This is a genomic window from Acinetobacter sp. P1332 (assembly GCF_044057475.1).
Lineage (GTDB): Bacteria > Pseudomonadota > Gammaproteobacteria > Pseudomonadales > Moraxellaceae > Acinetobacter > Acinetobacter johnsonii.
Genome location: NZ_CP171157.1, coordinates 1,770,860 through 1,790,647, shown reverse-complemented (window position 1 = coordinate 1,790,647; position 19,788 = coordinate 1,770,860). Strand labels below are relative to the sequence as shown.

Genomic DNA, 19,788 nt, shown 5'->3' with positions numbered 1-19,788 from the left:
AGTCCTACATGAGTGGTTCTCATAACCATGATCACAGTCATGTTGAAGTGACTGCAAAAAATGCCAAGAAATTAACCATCGCACTTGCCCTGACGTTTACCTTCTTAATTGTAGAAGTGGTCGCAGGATTTATCACGCAAAGCTTGGCCTTACTGTCCGATGCAGCGCATATGTTTACCGATGCCGCTGCTTTAGCGATTGCTTTAGCAGCCATCAAAATTGGGCAAAAACCTGCCGATGATAAACGTACTTTTGGCTATCAACGGTTTGAAATCTTGGCAGCTTTGTTTAATGCCATGATGTTGTTTGTGGTAGCCATTTACATTTTATATGAAGCCTATCAGCGTTTTAGTCAGCCACCTGAAATTCAAAGCTTGGGTATGTTGGTTGTTGCGGTTCTGGGTTTAATCATTAACCTGATTTCAATGAAGATTTTGGTGTCGAGCAGTCAAGACAGCTTAAATGTGAAAGGGGCTTATCTTGAAGTGCTCAGTGATGCCTTGGGCTCTGTGGGTGTGATCATTGGCGCACTGGTGATTTATTTCACAGGTTGGATGTGGGTAGATACCGTTATTGCGGTGTTGATTGGCTTTTGGGTCTTACCTAGAACTTGGGTGCTACTGAAACAAAGTATCAATATTTTGCTCGAAGGTGTACCAAGTGAAATTGATATCGAATCTTTACGCAATGATTTGCTGGCTTTAGAGGGTGTACAAGGTATTCACCAGCTTAAAGTTTGGGCCATTACCTCTAAGAATGTGCATTTAACAGCGCATTTGATTGCACCTGATGTAGATCAGAGAGCTTTATACCACCAAGCTGTGGAGTTATTGGGGCATGAGCATGGGATTACGCAAGTGACTTTGCAGATTGAAGAAGATGAATGCCATCCACACCAACATGAACATAGTCATTAAAAAAGACTTGACCTTAGACTTAGTCTAGGCTTTACAATAGCGTCACTTTATTTCAGTACGACATTATGCGTTCTACCACGTGGATTAGCGTCTTAGTTGCTTTATTCATGTTCCAAAGTCTTTGGAACGTGGCGGCAGCTTTTTGCGTCCATGAAGAACAAAAAACTCAAGTCGTGACGCAACAAAATTTTCATTTTGGGCATCATCAAACCACCTTGTGTGTGTCTGATGATAAGGCACACCAGCAAAGCAGTGCCGATAGCCATACTCAAACGGCAAATGATCAGTTTGAATTGGGTGAAGACCATCAAGACCATCAAGATCATTTGCCTTCAATGGCACATTTGATTATTCCGAAAGAAATAAACTATCAAATGCCGCTCGCGTTTGAAGTTCGTGAGCGTCCGCAGTTTTTTTGGCACAATGCCTATCAAGCCCCTGATTTATTGGGGCAACATCCTCCTCCTGAACTTTCCCCGCTAATGGTGGGGTAGCCTAAAACATTTCCCACCACTTCTTCTAAAAATTAGTGGGAAAAAACATGTCGAATCAATTTAAGGCGTTTATACGCCAAGCCCTTGCTGTGGGCATAACAACAGCCGCAATGCAATGGAGTTTTGCCGAACCGATCAAGACTTTGGATGAAGCTTTAGCAAAAGTAGAGCGCTATCAAAACCAAAGCGACATTGGGCAACAGCGTCAAAGCATTTCAGAGCTGAACATCAAAAACAGTGGCCTATGGCAAAATCCTAGCTTAAATATCAATCAAGATGGTTTGGGTTCAAATACCAATCAAGAGCTCAGTATTGCCATCAGTCAGCCCTTAGATGTTTTTGGACAGCGTAAGCTTAATCAAAAACTCGCAGAAACAGCGCAGCAACAAGGACAGTTACAACAACAACTGTGGACAGCACAAAGCCAATTGGTGGTGAAATTTGCATGGTCTCAGTTGGCTTTGGCACAAGTTGAAAAATCGCTGTACGCAGCACAACTCAAAGTGAGTCAAAACAATTTAGACAGTGCCAAAAAACGTTATCAGGCGGGCAGTATTGCTTTGGTTGACTATGAACGTGCGCAAATCGAAAGTTTGGATATGCAGCGCTTATACCAACAAGCGGTACTGTCAGAACAAGTAGCACAGCGTCAACTCTCAAACCTTTGGGGCGAAACCAAAGCCGATATTCAACTCAATGCGACCTCAATGCCATGGCCAGATCAAAGCGATGCCACAGTACAGCGCTATATTGCTGAAGGTTGGTTGGAAAAGCTATATGCACTGAACATTCAACAGTCCAATTTAAACATTGAAAGTTTAAAAGTGCAGGCACGTCCCAATCCGACCTTAAATGTCGGCATGAAACGGAGCCAAGCACCGAATGAAAGTAGCGATACCACATTAGGTGTCGGCGTGGATATTCCGCTGAATATTTTTAACCGTCAGCAATACAGCATTCCGATGGCCCAGCGTCAGCAAAGCCTGTTGAATCAGCAGCAACAGCGTGAGTTAAAACAGCAAATTTTAGATATCGCCAATGCCATGCATGAACTCAAAGGACTAAATAAACAGTTTAGTTCGATGAGTCAACAAACGTCTTTGGCAGAACAAGTGCAAGTCCGCACGCTGCAAGGTTTTAAAGCGGGAAAGCTGTCCATTACCGACATTCAACAAGCCAACTTACAGCTGCAAAGCATACGCCTTGGGCAGTTGCAGTTATTACGTCAAGCTTGGCAGACTGCATTGAGCGCAGAAGCACTCAGCCTCGGTACTAGCTATGAGCAGATCAGTAGTTCAGATGCTTATAGCCAAATCAGTAAAAATTCAATCGCACAAATACAAGACCTCATCCTTGGCGGAGCACAATAATATGCAACTAAAAAACCAATTTGGAAAAATATCACAGCCATTGATGATTGGGCTTTTGCTCCTCATTACATTTCTCATCGCTGTTGGAATTTGGTTTAGCTCGAAAGATACAACCACTGATGAACATGCGCATGAAGAATCTGAACATGCTGATGAACCCGAGGCAGAAAAAGGACATGCCGAGGAAGGTGAAATTCAACTGACGGCACAGCAACTGACAGAGCAAGGCATTCAAATCGCTTCAGCTCAACAAGGCGTGGTGTCTCAAGTTACCGTTCTGCCTGGAAAGCTTGTGGTTAATACCGATCAGCAAGCACATATTTCGCCAAACTTTGGTGGGCATGTGGAACAGGTGAATGTTGAACTTGGTCAAAACGTACAAAAAGGACAAACCTTAGCTGTACTGTCCGTCCCAGAACTGATTGATCAACAGGCCAATTTGCGGATGGCTCAAGCCAGTTTGGATTTGGCACGTCAAGATTATCAACGTGAACAGCAGTTATGGTCACAGGGCATTTCCGCCAAGCAGGATTACCAACGGGCAGAAAATGCTTACCGACAAGCGCAGATTACTGTGCAATCGGTGCAAAGCCGCTTAAACGCCCTAGGGGCAACAGGTGGAGTAAATGGTCGTTTTGCCATTAAAGCACCCATTTCAGGTGTGATTAGCCAAAAAGATATCGTAGTGGGTGAAAACGTACAATTGGCCGATCAGCTTTTTGTGATTGAACAATTTAAAGAGTTATGGCTTGAGTTTAATCTGCCTGCTCAGTACTCAGGTCAGTTACAAGCCAATCAGAGTCTGACATTTAAGCCGAATGCTTCTGAACAAAAATATGAAGCCATTATCCAAAGCTTAACCTCTCAAGCCGATGCACAAACAGGACGCTTGGTGGTACGTGCTAAATTAAAAAGCCAAGCGGCTGAACTACGTCCAAATGTTTTAGTGAATATCTTTTTAGACAATACCAGTTCAAAAACAGCACTTCGCGTCCATAAAAGTGCTATTCAAAACATTGAAGGTCAAACTTCGGTATTTGTGGTCGACGCTGAACAAAAAGGACAAGTGCATTTGAAAGCGCAGCCCGTTCAACTTGGGCAAGCTTCAAATGATGTTCAATGGGTGGAAGTGATTTCAGGCCTAACAGCAGGACAACGCTATGTCAGTCAAGGCAGCTTTGTTCTTAAGTCTGAATTAGAAAAAGGCGAGGCTGATCATGCACACTAATCATGATTTACCCAAGCCTGAGGGTTTGTTTGAACGAATTATTCAGTTCTCTATTCAAAATGCAATTTGGGTCATGCTCTTTGTCTGTACATGGATTGCGGTCGGGGTTTATAGCTATCAAAAACTGCCGATTGATGCAGTGCCCGATATTACCAATACGCAAGTACAAATTAATACCCAAGCCAATGGTTTTACCGCATTGGAGGTTGAGCAGCGGATTACCTATCCAATTGAAACTGCAATGGCGGGTATTCCAGATTTACAGCTGACTCGATCTATTTCACGCTATGGTTTGTCCCAAGTCACCATTGTATTTGAGGATGGCACAGACATCTATTGGGCACGTCAGCAGATTAATCAACGGGTGCAAGAGGTCAAAGCGGACTTACCTAGCGATGTTTCCCCAACCATGTCACCAGTTTCGACGGGTTTAGGTGAAATTTATCAATGGGTCATTAAAGCTGAACCGAATGCCAAAAAAGTGGATGGTACGGCTTATAGCGCGATGGACTTGCGGGAGATCCAAGATTGGATCGTTCGTCCACAATTGCAACGTGTTGCGGGGGTTGCCGAGGTCAACAGTATTGGCGGGTTTAATAAAACCTATGTGGTTGCTCCCGACTTAAACCGTATGCAACAGTTGAATATTTCCTTAAGCCAACTACAAACTGCTTTACAGGAAAATAATGAAAACCGTGGCGCTGGTTATATTGAGGAAAATGGTCAGCAGCTCACAGTCCGTGTTCCGGGGACACTCAACAGTCTTGCAGACATTGAAAATACAACGGTTGCCAGCCCAAATGGGAACCCCATTCGTGTCGCGGATATTGCGCAGGTTTCAATTGATCATGACCTCCGAACAGGAGGAGCAACCTATAACGGCGAAGAAACTGTACTCGGCATCGCTATGATGATGATGGGGGAAAATAGTCGAACGGTGTCTAAAGCTGTAGATGCCAAAATTCAGGAGGTGCAAAGCAGTTTACCGCAAGGTGTCACAATAGAAACGGTTTATGACCGCACGACTTTGGTGGAAAAAGCCATTAAAACGGTGCAAAAGAACTTGGTTGAAGGCGCAATCTTGGTGATTGTGATCCTCTTTTTATTCTTAGGTAATATTCGTGCGGCGTTAATTACAGCCTGTGTGATTCCACTGTCTATGCTGTTTACTTTAACGGGTATGGCACAGCAGAACATCAGTGCCAACCTGATGAGTTTAGGGGCATTGGATTTCGGGATTATTGTCGACGGTGCAGTGGTAATTGTTGAAAACTGTATTCGCCGTTTAGCCCATGCCCAGCAGTTACTCAAACGACCGTTGACTCAGTCGGAACGTTTTAAAGAAGTGTTTTTGGCAGCGCGTCAAGCCCGCCGTCCACTCATTTTTGGTCAGCTGATTATTTTAGTGGTGTATTTACCGATTTTTGCACTGACTGGTGTAGAGGCAAAAATGTTCCACCCAATGGCTTTGACTGTTGTACTTGCACTCGTTGCAGCCATTATTTTGTCGATCAGCTTTGTACCTGCGGCTGTCGCACTTTTTGTCAAAGGTGACATTAAAGAAACTGAAAGCCGTTGGATGCTGTGGCTAAAAGAGCGATATCAGCGAGTATTGGACTGTACCTATCAGTATAAAGCGGTGGTTTTGACCTTCGCACTGTGCTTATTGGTGTTGACGGGATTACTTGCAACACGTATCGGCAGTGAGTTTGCACCGCAACTGAGTGAAGGTGACTTTGCTGTACAGCAACTGCGCTCTCCAAGCACAGGCTTAGAAGAATCACTTCGTATTCAGGAAAATACGGAAAAGCTACTTCTGAAGAAATTCCCTGAAATACAGGCTATTTTTGCGCGAACAGGCACGGCTGAAGTGGCGACCGATGTGATGCCACCGAATATTTCAGATGGTTACGTCATGCTGAAACCCCGTGATGCATGGCCAAATCCAAAAGAAACACTCGATGAACTGCGTAGCCGTATGCAGGCCTATTTAGCAACATTGCCCGGTAACAACAGTGAGTTTTCTCAGCCAATTGAACTGCGTTTCAATGAGTTAATATCGGGTGTACGTAGCGATGTCGGTGTCAAAATCTTTGGCGATGACATGCAAGTATTAAATACGGAAGCTGAAAAAATCAGTAAATTGATTCAACAGGTTTCAGGCAGTACCGCCGTTAAAGTTGAACAAACGTCGGGTTTACCTTTGCTCAATGTTGAAATTGATAAAAGCTTGGCGGCGCAATACGGCCTAAGTGTCAAAACCATACAAGACTATGTATCAGCAAGCATTGGCGGACAAAATGTTGGTGAAATTTTACAGGGTGACCGCCGTTTTGACTTTGTGATTCGACTTAGTGAACAAGACCGTAGTGTCAGTGGGATCGCGCAACTGCCAATACAGCTTCCGAATGGTGGCAGTATTTTACTCACCGATATTGCCACTGTAAAAATGATGGATGGCATCAACCAAGTCAGCCGTGAAAATGGCAAACGTCGTGTGATTGTCACAGCGAATGTGGAAGGGCGCGATTTAGGTTCTTTTGTCACAGAAGTACAAAGTCAGCTTAAACAATACCCACTTCCAAGTGGCTACTGGATTGAATATGGTGGTCAGTTTGAAAATTTGGCCTCGGCACAGGCTCGAATGCAGATTGTGATTCCACTGGCATTATTGACGATCTTTATTTTGCTGATGGCTGTTTTCCATAACATCAAAGAAAGCTTGCTGGTGTTCACGGGTGTTCCATTTGCCCTAACTGGTGGTGTGCTTTTCTTGTGGTTAAGAGACATTCCTTTGTCAATGTCGGCGGGCATTGGTTTCATTGCCTTGTCTGGCGTTGCCGTTTTAAATGGTTTGGTCATGCTGACCTTCATTAAAGAGTTAAGAGGGCAATACCGCTTACATGAAGCCGTTTGGCAGGGAGCGATTTTGCGATTAAGGCCTGTTTTAATGACCGCTTGTGTGGCGTCCTTAGGTTTTGTGCCGATGGCGCTTGCCACAGGCACAGGAGCAGAGGTTCAACGTCCACTGGCGACCGTGGTGATTGGTGGAATTATTTCTTCGACGTTATTGACCTTGGTGCTATTGCCAGTGTTGTATCGTTGGATGAATGCAAAAAAAGAAACGAAAGTTTAATCCCTTAATCAGTTGAAGCATGGGGAGGCAAAATAGTCTCCTCATACTTTTTTATACTACTTGATATCAGTCTGATCGCTTTGGAGAGTTAAAAATGGCAAATCTGTTATAGTCTGTTATATTTTTTTCACAAAGAACTGTATCTGTCCTTTCGTATAGGAAACCTTAGAATAATGAATATAGATAGAGCGTTGAGGTATTGAAAATGAACTTTTTACTGAAGAAAAATAGAGCTTGGTTTGTATTCTTTATCATTACTTTATATTCGTTTCTTGGATTTTTTCTTGGATTTATCATTTGGGAATACTTTTTGAAGTAAGTACATAGTAACGCTAAAGAAAACTAAGGCAGCTAATACTTCAGAAACTAATCAGAATCTTATTTTTCTAACACCAGACTCAACTCCTACGAGATAAGTCTGGTTTTTTAAACTTTAAAACTTCCATTGCACCGAGACAGATGCATTTAAAGGATCTCCGGGTTGAATCCACATATCACTATAGCTTGCAACATAGTACGTTTCGTCTAAGAGATTGTGCACATTGAACTGGTAGCGTAGCTGATCTGTTGGCGCATAATAAGCGTTTAGATTCAACAAAGTGTACTCAGGAAAGCTGAAGCCGTTATCTGTACTGTGTCCACTACGTTTGCCCACATAGATTGCTGTTGCACCGAGTCCAACTTTGTCCGCATTGGCAAGGGTCCATTCATAGTTGCTACTGATAGAGCCGCTGTGCTTCGGAACATTGCTAAGTCGTGAACCCTTAGCAAGACTTTGGTCTTTTTCCACTTGAGCGTCTGTGTAGCTATAGTTGGCACGTATAGAAAATTGATCATTGAGCTGTGTCTCTAGATCGAACTCTAGTCCCTTACTTGAGACTTCTCCAGCGGTAATTTGATAGTTACTATCTGCTGGATCTGTGGTTAAGACATTCTCTTTATCCATTTTAAAGAGGGCTAAGCTCAGCAAACTCTGTGGGGTAATCCGATATTTCCCACCAATCTCATAGCTTTTGCCTTTTTCAGGGTTAAACACATCGCCGTTTCGGTCCATGCCACTGTTGAGTGCAAAGGATTCTCCATAGTTGGCATACCATGACCAACGATCATTCAGTCGGTAGTTTAAACCCAAACGTGGACTGGTTTGTTGTAAATCCTTTTTACTGGATGTACCTGCAAGTTTATTTTGAAAGTCTTGGGTGACGTGATCAAAGCGTGCTCCAAATAGCACACTCCATTGATCATTAAGGAAAATTTGATCTTGTATATTCAGTGCAAAATAGCGTTGCTGTTCTTCGGTATTAATGAAAAGTGGAAGCTCGGGTAAGTATTGTCCATAAATAGGAGTATAGATATCAATGCTATTTGGCACGCTACTGCTGTGGTTTCGACGCAGTTGTAATTGACGGTACTTCATCTGCCCAAGTTCAGTGCTCAAAAGTACTTCATGACGGGCCCAGTCTTGTTGGATCGTCCCCAGTAGTTCAGTTTGAAAGAGAATGTCATCACTTTTATTGTCACGGTAGCGACGCTGGCGCTCTAATGTACGTCCATCACTTTGAATACGACGAGGTTCACTGGAAAAGCCTTTGAGCTGAGTATCTTTCACACTAAGAGCATTATTCATTTTCCAGTCATCATTAAACTGATGTGCAAGTCGAAGCTGATAGAAATGATCTTTTTGAATATGATCACCATCATCAGGTTCGCCTGTAAATGTTTTAGGGTCCATCACGAATTGTTTTTGATAACTACTTACACCACGGTCGAAGGTTCCATCTTGTCGGGTAAATTCGCTGTCAAAATCTAATTGGGTTGAATCTGAAATTTTCCATGTGAGTTGGGGGGAGAAAAACCAACGCTCACTCTGCACATGATCACGAAAACTTTGATTATCTTCATGTGCGACCGCAATACGATAAGCCACACGATCACTGATTGGGGCAGTATGTTCAAAACTAGCACGGTATTTTTCTAAACTATTGGCACGTAAATTCACTTCTGAAGAACTTTCCCATTCAGGCTTTTTAGTGTTGATATTCAGTAGACCGCCAGCTTCCCCGCGGCCATAGAGCGCAGCCATTGGGCCTTTTAAAAAGTCGAGGGATTCAATATTCACCATATCTCGCGGAGCGCTGAGTCCACGGTTGACACTTAGACCATTTCTGATGATTTGTGCCCCAATATTGGGGTCTGTACTAAAACCTCTAAATGAAAAGTTATCCCAAAAGCCGCCACCATAATTGGTTTGATTATAGACCCCGCTCACTTGTGTTAATGCATCGTCAATACGTTGCACATCTTGTTGTTGAATTAAAGCTTTGGATAACACACTTCGACTAAATGGCACGTCTAAAATGTCATGTGAAAACTTAGTCATTGCTGTGCTTTGTTGAAGGTTTTCACCCTCAGTTTCGGCTTGTAATTGGATGGTCTGGAGTACTTCTGTTGAAGTTTCGGCCCAAGTGAAAGAACTCAGCAGGCTTAAATATATGCTTGAGGAAAAAAGAGAGAATTTATTCATCATGAAGGAGAGTAGTTTAGACTTGTATTGTTATGTTATAACATTTTAATGGATTTATAGTTAAAAAATCACTCTAAAATTAAAAAATATCTTAAAAAAATGAAATAAATCAACCTAAGCTTTTAGGTTCCAATCCACAATACACTGTTTCAATTCAGATAAATTCCCATCTACCATATGCTGTATCAAATACGGCTGAAGATATTGAACGCAGATCAACGTTATAATTTAAAATCAGATAGTTAAACTCAATTTCAAAATCTACACACTCAAAGCTATTGCCAGATAATTTTAAAAAAAAGCTGAGATATGTTGAATAATGTGCTTGTTCATTTTAAGAAAATTGTGAATACTCATGCCGCAAAATTCAGGCTGTAAATTTATCTTTTGGGGTTAGCAACGACAGTGAAAACGTATCCATTTTCTCGTTTACAAAAAGCATTATTGGCGGTTGGTTCATTTTCATGTCTAGGGCTGAACTCGGTATGGGTACATGCGGCAGAAGAGAGTGATGTAGAGCAACTCGCAACCATTACAACTACTGCTCAGACTGAACAACTGGCTTATTATCAACCCAAAGTTAATTTGTCTGGCTTTAGTCAGCAAAACCTTGCAGCAATTCCTGCATCTATTCACACCGTTACTGCTGAACTGATCGCAGATCAACATGCGAAAACACTGAGCGATGTGGTAAAGAACGATGCGTCTGTTGGGGATGGCTATGCACCTATTGGTTACTATGCAAACTTTGTGATGCGTGGATTTAGCTTAAATGCGGGATCAAGTTATTTACTGAACGGTAATTTGCTACGCGGTGAGCAAAACGTGGCGCTTGAAAATAAAGAACAAGTTGAAATCCTAAAAGGCATGAGTGCGATTCAAAGTGGTATGTCCACGCCAGGCGGTGTAGTGAACTATGTGAGTAAACGCCCCAAAGATGTCCAATCTTTAACCATCGAAGCAGACAGTCATGGCGGTAGCCGTGTGGCAACCGACCTTGGTGGATGGCTTGGAGACAATCAACAATTTGGTTATCGCGTGAATGCAGCTTATGAAGACATTCACCCGTATGTTGAACATGCCGATGGAAAACGTTTGTTTGGCTCCTTGGCTTTAGACTGGAAAATTTCAGATCGTTCAAAACTTGAATTTGATCTTGAATCACAGCGTCAAAAACAACGTTCAGTACCAGGTTATCAGCTACTTGGTGGTGAAACTGTACCGACAGGAGTGGAATGGGATCGTTTGCTGGGTTATCAAAGCTGGAGCAAACCAATCACCAATGAAAGTCTAAATACGAGTCTGAAATATAGTTATCAAATCAATGATAAATGGAACGGCAATCTGTCTGTTTCACAAAGTCGTGTGGTCGTAGATGATTACTCAGCCTTTGCCTACACCTTTGACACTGATGGTAACTACGATATTTATGATTTCCGCAGCCCAGATGATAGTTATCTAACCAATCAATTTAAAACGGGCTTAAACGGAAAATTCAACACTGGAGCATGGCAACATAACCTGAGTTTAGAGTTGTCACATGCCTACAAACGCCATACTCAGTATGATGCAATCAATGAATGGATAGGTTCAGGAAATATTTATAATGATCCTATTACATATACGCCTACGGACAAAGCCTTAGGTAATCATTACAAATCGTTAGATAGTCAACAAACAGCCCTCAACCTGTTGGATCAAATCGAATTTAATGATGCATGGTCAGTTTTGCTGGGCGGTAAGCTTTTGCATTTAAATGAAAGTGCCTATGCTGCGGATGGCAACAGTATTCGTGACACCGACTTCAATCGCTTCTTGCCACAGCTCGCGTTGATGTATCAGCCTTGGCAGAACACTCATCTGTATGCTTCTTATGCCAAAGGGATAAGTGACGGCAGTCAAGCGCCGTGGTCTGCCTATGGTAATGAGGATAAAGGTATCGTAGGAAATGCCTTTGAAACTTTAGCACCAAGACGTTCAACTCAATATGAATTAGGTCTTAAACAGCAATGGCAAGAGCTACTATTTACTGCCGCTTTGTTTGACTTAACACAAGACCATCAATATACCAACTTAGACAATTACTATGTCACCGATGGTGAACAGCATAATCTAGGTTTGGAATTGGGCTTGCAAGGTCGTGTTGCTGAAAATCTGGATATGACATCGACTTTGGCACTGACCCGTTCACGTTTGGAAGATATACAGGTCGATGCTTATAAAGGGCATCAAACTCAAAACGTACCGACAGTTCGTTTTGCCAGTCATGTGTCTTATCAAATGCCTCAAGTAGAAGGTTTACGTTTACTCGCAGGTATGCAATACAGCAGCAGTAAATACGCCAACAAAACGGGTACGGTTAAAGTTTCAGGCTATACCGTATTCGATGCGGGTGCAGCTTATAACTTCCGTGCTTATGGTTATGACAATATGCTTCGCCTGAATGTGGACAACCTGTTCAATAAAAAATATTGGCGAGATGCAGGAAGCTTTTTCGGGGATGACTATTTATTTCTGGGTACACCACGTACAGCACAATTTTCATGGACTGTGAACTTCTAGACAGAAATCGCTAGGTTTTAGGTTTTCTAAATTCTCCAATTTTGGGTCGTAGGAAAACCTATTGCTGGTAAGACTCATGTGTTAGTTGTGGGCTTATTCATTGAATGAATGATGAAGGTTGAATAAGTCTACAGAAATAGGTTTGTATAAAAAATTCTTACTGCACTATGATCAAAGCGAATTCTTAAGCTTGTGAATCAATATCCCAAAGCAAACTTTGAAGGTTTGAGCTCAAGCGTTTTTAACACCTTGAATTATCGTGATAGAGGAACATTTTATGTCTGATAAGAATAAACGGGCAATCGTGGTTGGAGCTTCTAGAGGGATTGGCCTAGGTCTGGTTCGTGAGCTGCTTAATCAGCACTGGCAGGTTATCGCGACCATCCGAGACATAGACCAAGTCTCTACAGGCTTAAATCAACTGCTTTCTGAGTATCCCGACCGACTTGAATTAACCGAATTAGATTTAAGCTATGTACAAACGGCAGACCGTTTACTCAGTAAATATCATGAAAAATCCATCGACCTACTGTTGGTTTCCGCGGGCATTCTTGGGCCAAAACATCAACGCGTTGAGCAGTGCACGCCCAATGAGATTGCCAATCTGTTTTGGGTAAATAGCATTGCACCCGTGACGATTGCGAGAACACTTCTTCCTTTGATGAAAGAAAAGAGTGTCATTGCATTTATGAGTTCTCGCATGGGAAGCGTTGCTTTAAACGATGATGGAAGTATGGAGCTGTATCGCGCAAGCAAGGCTGCTCTCAATAGTATCACACGGGGCTTTGCGATAAATGAGGCAATTCCTGCCCAAATAGGCGTGCTGAACTTACATCCAGGCTGGGTGCAAACTGAAATGGGCGGAAGCCATGCACCCATCAACGTAAAAGAAAGCACAACGGGCATTGTACGTGTGGTTGAAGATTTTATTGGTAAAAATGAACAACAGTTTGTCGACTTTCAAGGTCATGAAATAACGTGGTAATAAATAGCCACCGCCTAAATAATACGGTGCAGTTTTTCATTCTTGGAGGGACTGCATATTGCTTTCATCCTAAATAAAATAACAACTTGCTAAAAAGTGCGATAACCATTTAAAAATAGTCGTACCGTATTTTGAATATTTTCTTGCAACTGTTCTGTATTGGGTAAATAGGACTCATCTCAAAACTACAAGAGATGCACCATGATTAATCGTATTTAAGAAATGTGATGGACAAAAAATACAATTTCTACACCTATACAATCCTATCTTTTTCCAGTAATTTTACTATGGTATGAAAAATGCTAAGAATAAAATGACTCAAAAAGGATGACCTATGAAAAAAACGATTTCAGCTTTGACATTAAGTTTAAGCCTATTACTCCCATGTGCAGCATTTGCCAAAAATAATGTCGTTGTTGTCGCTACTGGTGGAACGATTGCAGGTGCTGGAGCAAGCTCTACCAATAGTGCAACCTATACTGCGGCAAAAGTTCCTGTGGATGCATTATTAAATGCGGTTCCCCAGATTCAAAACCTTGCCAATGTGACTGGTGTGCAGGCCATGCAAGTTGCATCAGAAAGTATTACGGATAAAGAATTATTATCCCTTGCACGTCAAGTCAATGACTTACTTAAAAAGTCTGATGTGAATGGTGTCGTGATTACACATGGAACAGACACACTAGAAGAAACAGCTTTCTTTTTAAATTTAGTGATTCATTCAGATAAGCCGATTGTATTGGTCGGGTCAATGCGTCCAAGTACTGCACTTTCTGCTGATGGCCCGTTGAACCTTTATAGTGCGGTTGCACTTGCTGCCGACGATAGTGCAAAAGGTAAAGGAACTTTTGTGCTCATGAATGACGACATTTTTGCAGCACGAGATGTTTCAAAAACAATTAATATCCATACCAATGCATTTATGAGCCAATGGGGTGCACTCGGGACCTTAGTCGAAGGAAAACCTTACTGGTTCAGAAATACAGCAAAACGTCATAATAAGAGCTCAGAATTTAATATTGAAAATATTAAAGGTGATAGCTTACCGCTGGTACAAATTGTTTATGGTTCAGGCAATATGTTGCCGGATGCATACACGGCTTATGCTAAAGCAGGGGCAAAAGCTATTATTCATGCAGGTACAGGGAATGGATCGGTAGCCAATTATATTGTTCCAACATTAACTGACTTACAAAAACAAGGTGTGCAAATTATTCGTTCATCTCGCGTACCTCAAGGTTTTATTCTTAGAAATGCAGAACAACCAGATGACAAATATGGTTGGGTGGTCGCACATGATCTTAACCCGCAAAAAGCTAAATTACTTGCTGCACTTGCTTTAACAAAAACAAAAGATGCCAAGGAAATCCAACGCATTTTTTGGGATTACTAAAATCAATAACTGTGAACTTGCATAGTAATGCTTTTGAGTTAAGCACCTTAAAAATTTAAGGTGCTTTTTTACCGTCTATAAATAGATTAAATTCATCGACTCTATATCGAATAAATATTTAACAAATCAATAGCAACCTATACTCACCATCTTTTTCGACAGGCGCTCTATGCACACAAGGCAAGACCTGTTGCGTCGGATGATCTACCGCCAAGCGCCAAAGATGTCCTAAGCCTAAATTCACAGGTTTTGCATTCGGTTTAGGTTGATAATGCAGGTCGAAAAAGTACTCTTCTAGGAAAGTTTCAAACTCTGTTTCTGGGCCATCATGCCGCTTTTTAAGCTTTTCTCTGATTTCGGGAATGAGAACTTTTTTCTCAACTTGAGCATTGGGCACGATATCACTTACAGCACCGTGGTAGGTACATAAGAAAGTATCTGTTTCTATGGGTGAACGATCAATATGAAACGAATATACATCTGTTGAAATAAAATCTAGCTCGTCATCACGTTCATAACATTTCAATAAGTTAAGTGCAGGGGATGCGCCAAAATCGGTTAATAGCTGTATATCTTTTAAAATGATTTCCCTTGCGAGATTCCCTTTTTCTGAAAGTTGTAAAGCTAAAAGATCTTCAACGGAAACTTCTGTAATATTCTCTTTTAACTCAAGTTTAGCCACAATTTCTTTAAAATCGCCAACCAAATCTCTACGCCAGCAGATAGCATTCATTTCTCCTTGAAAATTCGAATTTACAAGTTTAGAGAAGTTAGAAACTACACTAATTTGGGCGTTGTCAGAAAATGGATTTTTCATATGAGAATTAGATCATAAACAGGATGTAATCATAACATCTAGCTTTAGGTATATTGCATTTAAAAATAGCTGGGTAATTTCTTGAAGAAGAATATCATCTGTAATAGAAGCCCTTGCCACCGAGACTTGCGTAGCTGCACAGTTCAGATTACGATATTTCGATTTAACATAAAATGAAGTTATACGGCTTAAATCAAATAAGGTTAATTAATGAGAAACGAGAAAGGGCTTCCACCTTTAGTCGGGAATATTTCGGAAGGATCTATAACATGGCAACGATTAGATAATATTAACTATGAGGAATTAGGGTATTTTTTGTCATGCCATTTAATAATAGAACACTATCTTGATGAGTATTTAAAAGCTGAATATAAGACTTTAAGTTGGGATGACTGTAAGTTGACCTTTGCTCAAAAAATAAATTTATTATCTAATTTTCAAATTTCTGAGCCTTATAAGGAACTTATACCCTCAATTAAGGCTATGAATAAGATAAGAAATAAAATTAGCCACCGCGTAAATTTTAAGATATCGATCGATGATCTTGAACCTTTGAAATATTATCTTTATGGTGCTTTCGAAAAAAATAAGCAAGAAATCCCTTCAACAATATTAGAATTGTTAGATGTCTACACAATGATGGTATGTGTACTGTTCGCTGGAGCAATAAGCAGATTAGTTCACGAAAATGCGTAATAAAAAAGTCTACGTTATCTAATGATGTACTGTAGGCTCAAATCTAAGACTTTTTAGTCAAAATTTTGCGGTGTTAAAACGATCAACATACATTTTGAAACATCGCCAAATGATAAGTAGCTGATACAACCTAAGATCCTGTATCAGCTACTTATATAAATCTATTTCCTTTATTTATGTTATTTACGAAGACTCAAAGAAAGCTCATCCCAACGTCGTATCGCTACATCCATCGCTTGCATTTTGACATGACCAAAACCTCGTACATCCGCTGGTAATTGAGCGATTTGCTCAGCAACAGATAAGTCATAACTTTCAGGTGTAGAACTGATGGCTTTGACAAATACGATATAACGATCACGCCAAGCGTGTTCTTTTTGACGTTCTTGCTGTAAAGTGAATGGATCAAGAAAAGTTTCTCTGAGCCACTGTAGGCGAGCAAGAATCATCATCGGAATGCGTATCCAATATCCGAAAGCACGTTTGCGTATGACACCATGAGCACCCAAAGCTGGTGGTGCTAAGTGATAGGTTAAACGTAGACCTTTGCCAAACTGCGTTTCAATCGTTTGTTTAAAGCTTTTTCCTGTGAGTAAGCGCGCAACTTCGTATTCATCTTTATACGCCATGACTCTATACAGCTGTGTCGCAATGGTTCCAGCGAGTTCTTCGGGTAATACTTTGGTAGCTTGTTCAGCAAGATTTCGATACTGCGTTGCATAATCTTGATTCCAATACTCGACCAGACGCGCTGTACGATCTTCAACAAGTTCGGCCAACGTGGTTGGTTTACGCGTTGTTGGTATGGTTGCAATAATGCGTTTGGCTAAGTCAGGCTCACTCATCAAATGACAACCGATACGGAAAGCTTCAAGGTTTTTTTCAGTAGCCGTACCGTTGAGGTGAATTGCCTTTTCAATACTTTCGCGTTTAAGCGGTATCTGACCTGCTTGCCAAGCCATGCCAAGTAAGATCTGATTTGCAAAGATTGCATCACCTAAAACCTGTGTGGCAATACGTGTTACAGGTAAAGATGTGAGTTTTCCTTGAGTCGTTCGACCACGAAGTCGGTGAATCAAATCTGTAATTGGCGCATACCAATCACGAGATTGAAGGAAATCAGAAGTAGGGGAACCATCTTCATTGACGATGATAACAGCGTCAGATTTTAGACGAGAAAGTGCCGCATTACTGCCTGCAACAATCGCATCTGCACCAATTAAAAGATCACATTGACCCGCAGGGATTTTGGTTGCGGAGATTTGATCATCGTCTGTAGCGAGTTGTATGTAGGAATAAACCGTACCACCTTTTTGAGCAAGCCCAGCCATATCCATGATACGTGTAGCTTTACCCTCCAAATGAGCAGCCATTCCAAGTAAAGCACCCGCTGTAACTACACCTGTACCGCCAACACCGCCGACCATGATCCGGATAGGTTGTTGATCTAGTTCAGGAAGGATAGGATTTTCTGGCCAGCCAGCTTCGATACCTTTGAATATTTCTGGACGTTTCATATCACGAGTATGGACTGTCACAAAACTTGGACAGAAGCCTTCGACACAAGAGAAGTCTTTGTTACAACTACTTTGATTAATTTGACGTTTGGTTCCTAATACCGTTTCAACAGGTTCGATCGACAAACAGTTCGATTGTTTAGAACAGTCACCGCAACCTTCACAAATTTCAGTATTGATAAAAACGCGTTCTGCAATATCAGGATAAGCATTGCGTTTACGACGACGACGTTTTTCACTGGCACAGGTTTGAACATAAATTAACGCCGTAACCCCAGAAATCTCACGTAATTTGCGTTGGACATCATCTAATTCATTTCTGTGGTAAATCTCGACATGAGCAGCAATACCTTCTTCAGCATGAATCAGCTCAGGTTCATCCGTAACAATGACTTGTTTTGTGATTCCTTCAGCATCGAGTTGTCGTGTTAATTGTGCCACGCTGAGATGACCATCGACATGTTGTCCACCTGTCATTGCAACTGCGTCGTTATAGAGAATTTTGTAGGTTATATTGAGTTTTGCAGCGATCGCTTGGCGTATAGCAAGATAACCTGAATGGAAATAGGTTCCATCGCCAAGATTGGCAAAAATATGCTTTTCATTGGTGAAATGAGAAGCACCAGCCCAACTCACACCTTCACCACCCATTTGCGTGAACGTTTCTGTGTCATGATCTTGTAACACGGCAATATAATGACAACCGATCCCGCCCAGTGCACGACTGCCTTCGGGTAACTTAGTTGATGAGTTGTGAGGGCAGCCACTACAGAAGAAAGGTTTACGTTCTGCAATATCTAAAACACGCCGTGACTCGTGCTCTGCTTTTTGTAACAGCTCAAGTCTATTTTGAATTTGCGTTTTTAAGCTTTCTGGAAGATCTAATTTTAAGAATCGAGCAGCCAACATTTTTGCAATCGGTTCAGGTTGGAATTCATAGTGACCAATCAAAGGCGCTTCATCAATCGATGTACTCCATTCACCTTTTCCATCACTCGCTTTACCGATGATACGCGGGCGTTTGCCATCTGGAAGCGCATAGAGTTCATCTTTAATTTGTGCTTCAAGAATCGGGCGTTTTTCTTCTACAACAATCAGTTCTTCTAAACCTTCGGCAAATTCACGCAGACCTTGCGGTTCTAAAGGCCAAATTAAAGCAACTTGATACACTCTCAATCCGAGCTGTTGGGCCGTTTCACCTTCAATTCCGAGAATACGTAACGCTTCAATCGTATCTAAATAACCTTTACCACTTGCTGCAATGCCAATACGCGCATCAGGACAATGCCATGTCACCTGATTTAGTTGATTTTCACGTGCATAAGCCAATACAGCGGGTAAGCGATATTTATAAAGACGTTCTTCTTGTTGAATGCCGTGATCAGGCCAACGTATATTGACACCATCTTCAGGCATTTGAATATTTTGGGGTAAAACAGGAGTAACTCGATCTAAATCCACATGAACAGAAGCAGAGGTTTCGACGATTTCACTGACCAACTTCATTGATGTCCATACACCCGCAAAGCGTGACATGGCAACCGCATGAGCACCTAAATCAAGAATTTGCTGTATTGAAGTCGGGTAAAAAATTGGAATGCCACAACCAATCATCACGTATTCTGACTGGTGTGGAATACTTGACGATTTACAAGAGTGGTCATCACCAAAGAAGGCAACCACACCACCTCGTTCTGATGTTCCTGCAAGATTGGCATGACGCAGAACATCTCCAGAACGATCTACCCCAGGGCCTTTGCCATACCACCAAGACGTTACACCATCATATTTACCTTGCCCTGCGAGATTGGCTTGTTGGGTACCCCAAATTGCAGTAGCAGCGAGATCTTCATTTACACCGGGTTGAAAAACAACATGATGGTCTTTGAGTATGCCTTCAACTTGCCAGAGAAAATTATCGTAATTTCCGACAGGGGAACCACGATAACCTGAAATAAAACCAGCAGTATGATAACCGTTTAAAGTATCCCGCCGTGTTTGCGCGAGTGGTAAACGCACCATAGCCTGAATACCTGTCATATAAGCAGTACCGTCATCACTGAGATATTTATCTTCAAGTGACACATCCTTGGTTGGAATTTTATTTGGGGTAAATTTTGTCGCTATATTCATTTATATCTCCTTTGAA

The 19,788-nt window shown here is 41.6% G+C and carries 13 protein-coding genes; 10 read left to right on the top strand and 3 right to left on the bottom strand.

Going from position 1 to position 19,788, the window contains the following annotated elements; genetic code table 11:
- Nucleotides 1-8 precede the first annotated feature (8 nt).
- The 6 genes from ACFN7Z_RS08720 to ACFN7Z_RS08695 all read left to right on the top strand — a co-directional run bounded on the left by ACFN7Z_RS08720 (nucleotide 9) and on the right by ACFN7Z_RS08695 (nucleotide 7,464).
- Nucleotides 9-917: a cation diffusion facilitator family transporter gene (locus ACFN7Z_RS08720; protein WP_004693172.1), complete on the top strand. Its 909-nt coding sequence runs from the start codon at nucleotides 9-11 to the stop codon at nucleotides 915-917.
- Between the two features lie 65 nt (nucleotides 918-982).
- Nucleotides 983-1,411 carry a cation efflux protein, CzcI-like gene (locus ACFN7Z_RS08715; protein WP_004693170.1) on the top strand — a complete coding sequence of 143 codons (429 nt, stop codon included), beginning with the start codon at nucleotides 983-985 and terminating at the stop codon, nucleotides 1,409-1,411.
- Between the two features lie 47 nt (nucleotides 1,412-1,458).
- Nucleotides 1,459-2,781 carry a TolC family protein gene (locus tag ACFN7Z_RS08710; protein ID WP_004693168.1) on the top strand — a complete coding sequence of 441 codons (1,323 nt, stop codon included), beginning with the start codon at nucleotides 1,459-1,461 and terminating at the stop codon, nucleotides 2,779-2,781.
- A 1-nt stretch (nucleotide 2,782) separates the two neighbouring features.
- Nucleotides 2,783-4,009, top strand: a complete 1,227-nt coding sequence (locus ACFN7Z_RS08705) for an efflux RND transporter periplasmic adaptor subunit (RefSeq protein ID WP_010326687.1) — start codon at nucleotides 2,783-2,785, stop codon at nucleotides 4,007-4,009.
- Complete coding sequence (locus tag ACFN7Z_RS08700; RefSeq protein ID WP_029575020.1) at nucleotides 3,999-7,145, top strand: efflux RND transporter permease subunit; 3,147 nt, start codon at nucleotides 3,999-4,001, stop codon at nucleotides 7,143-7,145. The genes ACFN7Z_RS08705 and ACFN7Z_RS08700 overlap by 11 nt, the downstream gene beginning before the upstream one ends.
- Nucleotides 7,146-7,350: 205 nt before the next feature.
- Nucleotides 7,351-7,464, top strand: a complete 114-nt coding sequence (locus tag ACFN7Z_RS08695; protein WP_010326689.1) for a hypothetical protein — start codon at nucleotides 7,351-7,353, stop codon at nucleotides 7,462-7,464.
- 114 nt (nucleotides 7,465-7,578) lie between these two features.
- Here ACFN7Z_RS08695 and ACFN7Z_RS08690 read toward each other — a convergent pair whose 3' ends face one another.
- On the bottom strand, nucleotides 7,579-9,672 hold the full coding sequence (locus ACFN7Z_RS08690; RefSeq protein WP_010326690.1) for a TonB-dependent siderophore receptor: 2,094 nt from the start codon (nucleotides 9,670-9,672) through the stop codon (nucleotides 7,579-7,581).
- Between the two features lie 402 nt (nucleotides 9,673-10,074).
- Here ACFN7Z_RS08690 and ACFN7Z_RS08685 point away from each other — a divergent pair, with 402 nt between their 5' ends.
- The 3 genes from ACFN7Z_RS08685 (at nucleotide 10,075) to ACFN7Z_RS08675 (ending at nucleotide 14,609) form a co-directional block, all read left to right on the top strand.
- Nucleotides 10,075-12,231, top strand: coding sequence for a TonB-dependent siderophore receptor (locus tag ACFN7Z_RS08685; protein WP_010326691.1), 2,157 nt, complete (start codon nucleotides 10,075-10,077; stop codon nucleotides 12,229-12,231).
- 277 nt (nucleotides 12,232-12,508) lie between these two features.
- Nucleotides 12,509-13,216 (top strand): SDR family oxidoreductase, encoded by a 708-nt coding sequence (locus ACFN7Z_RS08680; protein WP_010326692.1) that lies wholly within the window; start codon nucleotides 12,509-12,511, stop codon nucleotides 13,214-13,216.
- A gap of 334 nt (nucleotides 13,217-13,550) precedes the next feature.
- Nucleotides 13,551-14,609 carry an asparaginase gene (locus ACFN7Z_RS08675; protein WP_010326693.1) on the top strand — a complete coding sequence of 353 codons (1,059 nt, stop codon included), beginning with the start codon at nucleotides 13,551-13,553 and terminating at the stop codon, nucleotides 14,607-14,609.
- Between the two features lie 118 nt (nucleotides 14,610-14,727).
- On the opposite strand, the gene ACFN7Z_RS08670 is transcribed toward ACFN7Z_RS08675, so the two are convergent.
- Nucleotides 14,728-15,426 carry a DUF1826 domain-containing protein gene (locus ACFN7Z_RS08670; protein WP_010326694.1) on the bottom strand — a complete coding sequence of 233 codons (699 nt, stop codon included), beginning with the start codon at nucleotides 15,424-15,426 and terminating at the stop codon, nucleotides 14,728-14,730.
- A gap of 210 nt (nucleotides 15,427-15,636) precedes the next feature.
- On the opposite strand from ACFN7Z_RS08670, the gene ACFN7Z_RS08665 reads away from it, so the two are divergent.
- The gene (locus tag ACFN7Z_RS08665; RefSeq protein WP_010326695.1) at nucleotides 15,637-16,122 is read left to right on the top strand and encodes a hypothetical protein; all 486 of its coding nucleotides are present in this window, start codon (nucleotides 15,637-15,639) and stop codon (nucleotides 16,120-16,122) included.
- Between the two features lie 179 nt (nucleotides 16,123-16,301).
- On the opposite strand, the gene ACFN7Z_RS08660 is transcribed toward ACFN7Z_RS08665, so the two are convergent.
- Nucleotides 16,302-19,772 (bottom strand): indolepyruvate ferredoxin oxidoreductase family protein, encoded by a 3,471-nt coding sequence (locus tag ACFN7Z_RS08660; RefSeq protein ID WP_010326696.1) that lies wholly within the window; start codon nucleotides 19,770-19,772, stop codon nucleotides 16,302-16,304.
- Nucleotides 19,773-19,788: the final 16 nt, after the last annotated feature.